We start from the raw sequence: 6393 nt of genomic DNA on the forward strand, positions 1-6393 counted from the left end.
GAGCCCTTCCGTCATCTCGACCCCACCACTGCCGAACACGACCGGCAAACCGGACGCAATCCGCGCTACTGGCGCGACCTGGATCTGGAGGCCTGGAAGGCGGGCGAGGGCGCCGCTCACCTCAAGGCACAGATCGACTACCCCTGGTCCCGCCAGCGCTGCCAGCTAACCCCGCAGCTTGGCAAGGTGGAGATGTCGGCCTACCAGGAACAGCTGAAGGCTGCGGTGGCATGAGGGGAGCCGGCTCCTTCTGCTATGGCCCCGGTGCCTATCGTGCAAGTGCTATTGCTGCGATGCCGGCAGCGTCGAAGAAGCGCGAGCGTATCGGTGAGGAACTGCTCCCCTTTGGCGACTACGCCGATATCGACCCCTATCAGCAGATTTGTGAGGACGCCGAGTTCGTTCAGCACCAAGATCGTCAGGATATGGCATTCTACGAAACGAATGACTGGTGGTGGGACCATCAACGCATTCGTTTCCTGAAAAGTCAGTTGGGATTTTCAGTCTTGTTAATGGCCTTCCCATTTGTTTACTTTTGTGCTTTGGTGGCAATGCCATTTTATCTCTCTGGTATGGCTGTGTTTTATATGCAGGATTACGGCCATAATGTAATATTGGCCATGCTTTTGTTGCTGTTGGTTGCGGGTGGAGGGCTTGTGGGAGCCATTGTTCTTGCAGCTTATACAACACAAACTGTATTTAATGGGTTGGCTAGAGTGATCATTTATATGCTCAAGCCATTTCGAGAGCGGATTGAGAACCGTGCTAATCGCTACATGGAAAACCGATGCAGTGAGTTCAATCGCCAAACTGGGGCAGTAAGCTTCGCCCAAGGCAAGACGAAGCCGCCGCTGAAGGCGCCTTTCGTCGAGTTCGATGGGTATGTGGAGCGGGTGGTGCAGCGTGGCGGTATCTTCTATCGGCTGATGTTCGTACACCGTTATACCGGCAAGCAGTTCAGCCAGACCTCGCTCAGCGCCATCGTGGATCATAAGCACGAGGTACATGCCACGTGGGACATGCTCCAGCGCTACATGGACGTGAGCCAGCCCATGCCCGACGTGCCGCGCCTGGAGCCGTTTCGACATCTCGACCTCACCACTGCCGAACACGACCGGCAAACCGGACGCAATCCGCGCTACTGGCGCGATCTGGATCTGGAGGCCTGGAAGGCGGGCGAGGGCGCCGCTCACCTCAAGGCGCAGATCGACTACCCCTGGTCCCGCCAGCGCTGCCGGCTCACCCCGCAGCTTGGCAAGGTGGAGATGTCGACCTACCAGGAACAGCTGAAGGCCGCGGTGGCATGAGGGAAGCCAGCTCCTTCTGCTATGGCCCCGGTGCTTACCGGGCCGGCGCCATTCCTGCCCTGCCGGCAGCACCGAAGAAGCGCGAGCGAATCGGTGAAGAGCTGTTGCCCTTTGGCGACTACGCCAGCATCGATCCCTATCAGCAGCTCTGTGAGGATGCCGAGTTCGTTCAGCATCAAGATCGTCAGGATAAGGCGTTCTACGAAACGGATGATTGGTGGTGGGATCATCGTCGTATTGGGTTTTTAAAAAGTCAGTTGGGTTTCTCAGCCATATTGATGGCATTCCCTGTAATTTATTTTTCTTTCCTTCTCTCATTTCCATATTTCTTGATTTTGAGATTTTATGAGTCTTTATATGGCTATGGTGAGGTGTTTTCTGTTATTGCTATTCCTCTGGTGGCGATTATAGGTTTTGTTATTGTTATGGTTGCGACGGTCTATACAACACAGCCTGTTTTTAATTTCTTGGCGAGATCTCTTGGGTTTATTCTGACTCCTTTAAATACGTGGTTCGCTAGTCGTGCCAACCGCTACATGGAAAACCGCTGCAGCGAACTCAACCGACATACCGGGATGGTGAGTTTCGCCCAAGGCAAGAAGAAGCCGCCGCTGAAGGCGCCTTTCGTCGAGTTCGATGGCTATGTGGAGCGGGTGGTGCAGCGTGGCGGTATCTTCTATCGGCTGATGTTCGTGCATCGTTATAGCGGCAAGCAGTTCAGCCAGACCTCGCTCAGCGCCATCGTCGATCACAAGCACGAGGTGCATGCCACATGGGACATGCTGCAGCGCTACATGGACGTAAGCCAGCCCATGCCCGACGTGCCGCGTCTGGAGCCCTTCCGTCATCTCGACCCCACCACTGCCGAACACGACCGGCAAACCGGACGCAATCCGCGCTACTGGCGCGATCTGGATCTGGAGGCCTGGAAGGCGGGCAAGGGCGCCGCTCACCTCAAGGCACAGATCGACTACCCCTGGTCTCGTCAGCGCTGCCAGCTCACCCCGCAGCTCGGCAAGGTGGAGATGGCTGCCTACCAGGAACAGCTGAAGGCCGCGGTGGCATGAGGGAAGCCAGCCCCGCCGGCTATGGCCCCGCTGGCCAACCTACCCAACCCTACCGTTTAGAGAGCGTGAGCTGTTGCGGGGTAACTGTTGTAACGCAACGTTTACTTGACCATGGTCATGTCTATAATAGTGATGGCCTAGGAAAATGGCCTAGCTGCCAGGTAATAACTATCAAGCGGGCGGGAGAGATGCCATCAGAGCGTCATGGTAGGTCTGCTACCTTCGCCCGGTTCCTTCCTCCTACGCAGGCATGGCTGAATGTCGTTCATCTCCTTCCACAGCCGCGACTATGCCGAGCGTGAGCGTCTGGACGCCGCGCGTGAGTTCTATGCCGCCGTGGCCAATGTCGAGCTGGCGCTACCACGCCATGAAACCCCCGAAATCGCGGCGCGGATCCGGCTATTGCCGGGTATTTCCATTGCCAGCATCGAATGCTCCTCCTTGATTGCCCAGCGTGAGCTGAGCAGCCTTGCCGATGGCAACGACGATATCTCCTTGCTGCTGAATCCGGCGGGCAACGGGGGCTGGACCTCTTCTCAGCCGAGCCTGGGGGAGGTGACCTGTGCACCGGGTGAGGCCTGCCTTGGCTTCAATGAGCAGCCCGGGCGCGTTGCCTTCCACGGTCAGCGCACGCGCTTTCTGAGCCTCGGCTTTTCGCGCCAGCTGCTGGCGCCCATGCTCAACCAGGACATGCGCCCGGCCGTCAGCAAGCTGTTTCGCTACGAGCCCCTCGAGCGCCTCGCTCGGCTGGCGCTGGACCTTGCCACGCCCGAGCCCGTGGCTCTCGACGGGGGCGGGAAGGCAACGAATCAGCCGACCTGGGATCCGGCCGCCGTGGCTGAGGAGATGTTCGACCTTGCCGCACTGTGTCTGGGGGCATCGCCGGATGCGGCACAGCGGGCCCGGGGCAGAGGACTTCGCGAGGCGCGGCTGCGTGCCATCAAGGGCGACATGCGGGCTCACGCCGGCTGCGGCGACCTGACCCTGCCGGAGGTGGCACGCCGCCACGGTGTCTCGCCCGGCTACCTGCGTGCCTTGTTTCGCCAGGAGCAGACCACCTTCACCGACTACTTGCTTGAGCTGCGCCTGCAACTGGCATGGCAACGATTGACCGACCCCCGTCACGCCCATCGCACCGTCAGCGAGATCGCCTTCTCGGCGGGTTTCAACAACCTTTCCTGGTTCTACCGTGCGTTCAAGCACCACTTCGGCATGAAGCCCACCGAGGCGCGCGGCGAGCTACTGGTCAGCGCCGATACGAACGGCCGGGAGGTGGCCGTTAGGATGTGACGCTGAGTGGAAGATAGGAAGAAAGTGGGCTGATAGGCTCATGCTGAATCATAACCAAGAACGACAACTACCTTGGCGTGGGACGCTCCGCGCCGTTGCGTAGCAGGGAGCAATCCAACAATGAAGGTACGTGGTACCCCTGTCCTTCGGCGCCTTGCCATGGCGCTGAGCCTGGGGCTGCTATCGCCCGTGGCGATGGGCGGCAGCCTGTTGCAGCTGCACGAGCTGGCTCAGGACAACGACCCGCAGTTTCAGGCTGACTTCTTTGGCAAGCAGGCCACCGACGAGCGTTACTATCAGGCGCGCTCGGCGCTGCTGCCGCAAATGAACCTCAATGCCAGCCGCAGCGAGATCACCCAGAATATCGTCAGCTCCGACAATGAGGTGTTCGATAGCGGCAGCACCTCCTACCCCACCACGGTGTATGGCGCCTCCATCGAGCAGTCCCTTTACGACTATTCGCGCTGGGCAGCCTTTAGTCAGGCCAAGCTGGAGATCCAGCAGGCCGCCTCGGAACTCGAGGCGGCGCGCCAGGACCTTTTCCTGCGTGTGGCCGAGCGCTATTTCACGGCGCTGGCGCTGCACGAGAATCTGGGCTTTCTACGTGCCGAGAAGGAGCAGGTGGGTGCCAATCTGGATCAGGTGCGCGCTCGCCATGAGGACGGCCTGGCCCGGGAGGTGGATCTACTCGACGCCGAGGCCCGCTACCTGCAGGTGGAAGCCCGCGAGCTCGACGTGGAGAACCGCCTGCGCGATGCGCTCAACGCCCTGGAGGAAGTGACCGGGGTGGTCCCCCGTACCTTGCGCCTGGTCAACGACGACCTTCAGCTCGAACGCCCCCAGCCGGACACGCCCGAAGCGTGGCTGGAGCTTGCCATGCAGCGCAATCCCAGGCTGCAGGCGGCGAGCATGGCGGTGGATGTGGCCATGCAGAACGTCAAGGTGCGCCGTGGCGGTCACTTTCCCACTCTCGATCTCTCCCTGAACTACGAGAACGATGACACCGAAGGCTCGCTCTTCGGTGGCGGCAGCCAGGTCGAGACCCAGACTATCCGCCTGGGGCTGACCATTCCCGTATACAGCGGCGGCATGGTCTCTTCCCAGGTGCGCGAGGGCGAGCAGATGATCGAGGCGGGCCGTTCCCGCCAGGAACAGGTGCGCCGCGAGCTCGAGCGCGGGGTGCGGGCAGGCTACCAGGGCATCGTGACTGCCATGGCACGGGAGCGGGCGCTGCGCGAGTCCCTGCGAGCCAGCGAACGCATCGCCGAGACCCGTCAGGTGGGCTATGAGTCCGGCGTCGTGCCGTTGCTCGACTTGCTGGATGCCGAGCGTGACCTGTTCTTCGCCCGCAGTGAGCTGGCCAGCGCTCGCTACGACTACCTGATCAGCGTGCTGCGCCTGAAACACTCCGCTGGTGTGATCAACGTGGAGGACCTCGCCGAAATCGATGCCCTGCTGAGCGACGAAGTGGATCTGGTGGCTTTCAGCCGCGTGTAAGGGAAGCACTGCATAAATGCCTGCGCGAGCGAATCGCTGCGTTGCGCGGTGCCGAAGCGCCGGACCGTCGGAATCCTCACCTATACCCCATAGGCTCTGGTTCCTGTGCTCCGTGCGCCTTGCGCTGCATCTCGCTCGTCGATTTCTTCAGTGCTTCCCAAGCCTGACCCGCACTATAACGATTACCGCCCGGTCCGGTGCCGGGCGATGACATGAGACAACGCAAGGAGGCCAACTTGGCTACTCAACTCCTGATCTATCGCAACGTGCAGCCGATCACCCGTGACAAGCACGGTGAGCTGTCCCTCAAGGTTGGCAAGGACTTCGGCTTTGCCGGAAAGGTCAATTCGGTGCCGCTGATGGCCGCGGAGTTTCCGGCCGCGGCAAGCGATCTGCCCATCGTCTTCACCGATGCCGAGGGCAGCGTGCTGCCGGTAGCGGTGCTGGGCGTGGAGCAGGACGCCAACCTGATGGTGGATGCCGAAGGCCAGTGGCGCGGCGAGTACGTGCCGGCCTTCCTGCGTCGCTATCCCTTCGTGTTCGCTTCCAGCGAGGACGGCAAGACCTTCACCCTGTGCATCGACGAGGAGTACGAGGGCCTCAACAGCGAGGGCCGCGGCGAGCGCTTCTTCGACAGCGACGGCGAGCAGACCCAGTACATGGGCAAGGTGCTCGAGTTCCTGCAGGACTATCAAGCGCACTTCCAGCGCACTCGTGCCTTCTGCAACCGGCTGGCCGAGCTCGACCTGCTGGAAGCAGTGGAAGCGCAGATCAGCCTGCCCGAGGGCGGCAAGCGCACCCTGACCGGGTTCAAGGCGGTCAACCGCCAGAAGCTCAAGGCGCTGCCGGAGGAGACCCTGAAGGAGATGCTGGCCAGCGACGAGCTGGAGCTGCTCTACGTGCATCTGCAGTCGATGCGCAACTTCAACCGCCTGAGCCGTCTGGCCCGTGGCGGCTCCCGGGTGGGTGCCCTGGCCAAGGGTGACCCGGCCGAGGAGAGCGTGAGCAACGGCGGAGACGAAGAGAAGCCGGTGCATTGATGCCTGGCGGCTCGCACCCAGTGCGAGCCGCCTTGAGTCATTCGAGGTGCCGTGTGCCGGTCATGCCGGCACCAGGCGCCATGTGAAAGCGTGGAGCTGGGAGCTCTCTTGTCGGAGCAGCCCGCTTTCACATGGCGGCTTTGAAAGTCAGCGGCAAACAAGCGGAAAAAAAGAAAAACCAGGAGCATCGAG

General features: G+C 61.1%; 5 protein-coding genes and 1 pseudogene. All 6 read left to right on the forward strand.

Features of this window, described 5'->3' with window-relative positions; translation table 11 throughout:
- A pseudogene (locus tag H1D44_RS00005) lies at positions 1–234 on the forward strand (hypothetical protein); the annotation flags it as partial.
- Positions 231–1307, forward strand: coding sequence for a hypothetical protein (locus tag H1D44_RS00010; RefSeq protein WP_181512799.1), 1077 nt, complete (start codon positions 231–233; stop codon positions 1305–1307). The pseudogene H1D44_RS00005 and the gene H1D44_RS00010, both read left to right, overlap by 4 nt.
- A complete protein-coding gene (locus H1D44_RS00015) occupies positions 1304–2374 on the forward strand; it encodes a hypothetical protein (protein ID WP_181512800.1) in 1071 nt (356 codons plus the stop codon). The genes H1D44_RS00010 and H1D44_RS00015 overlap by 4 nt, the downstream gene beginning before the upstream one ends.
- 258 nt (positions 2375–2632) lie before the next feature.
- Positions 2633–3664: an AraC family transcriptional regulator gene (locus tag H1D44_RS00020; RefSeq protein WP_181512801.1), complete on the forward strand. Its 1032-nt coding sequence runs from the start codon at positions 2633–2635 to the stop codon at positions 3662–3664.
- Positions 3665–3784: 120 nt separating this feature from the next.
- Complete coding sequence (locus H1D44_RS00025; RefSeq protein ID WP_181512802.1) at positions 3785–5161, forward strand: TolC family outer membrane protein; 1377 nt, start codon at positions 3785–3787, stop codon at positions 5159–5161.
- Between the two features lie 236 nt (positions 5162–5397).
- Positions 5398–6201 (forward strand): SapC family protein, encoded by an 804-nt coding sequence (locus tag H1D44_RS00030; protein WP_181512803.1) that lies wholly within the window; start codon positions 5398–5400, stop codon positions 6199–6201.
- Positions 6202–6393 lie beyond the last annotated feature (192 nt).

The organism is Billgrantia kenyensis, from assembly GCF_013697085.1.
GTDB classification, from domain to species: domain Bacteria; phylum Pseudomonadota; class Gammaproteobacteria; order Pseudomonadales; family Halomonadaceae; genus Halomonas; species Halomonas kenyensis.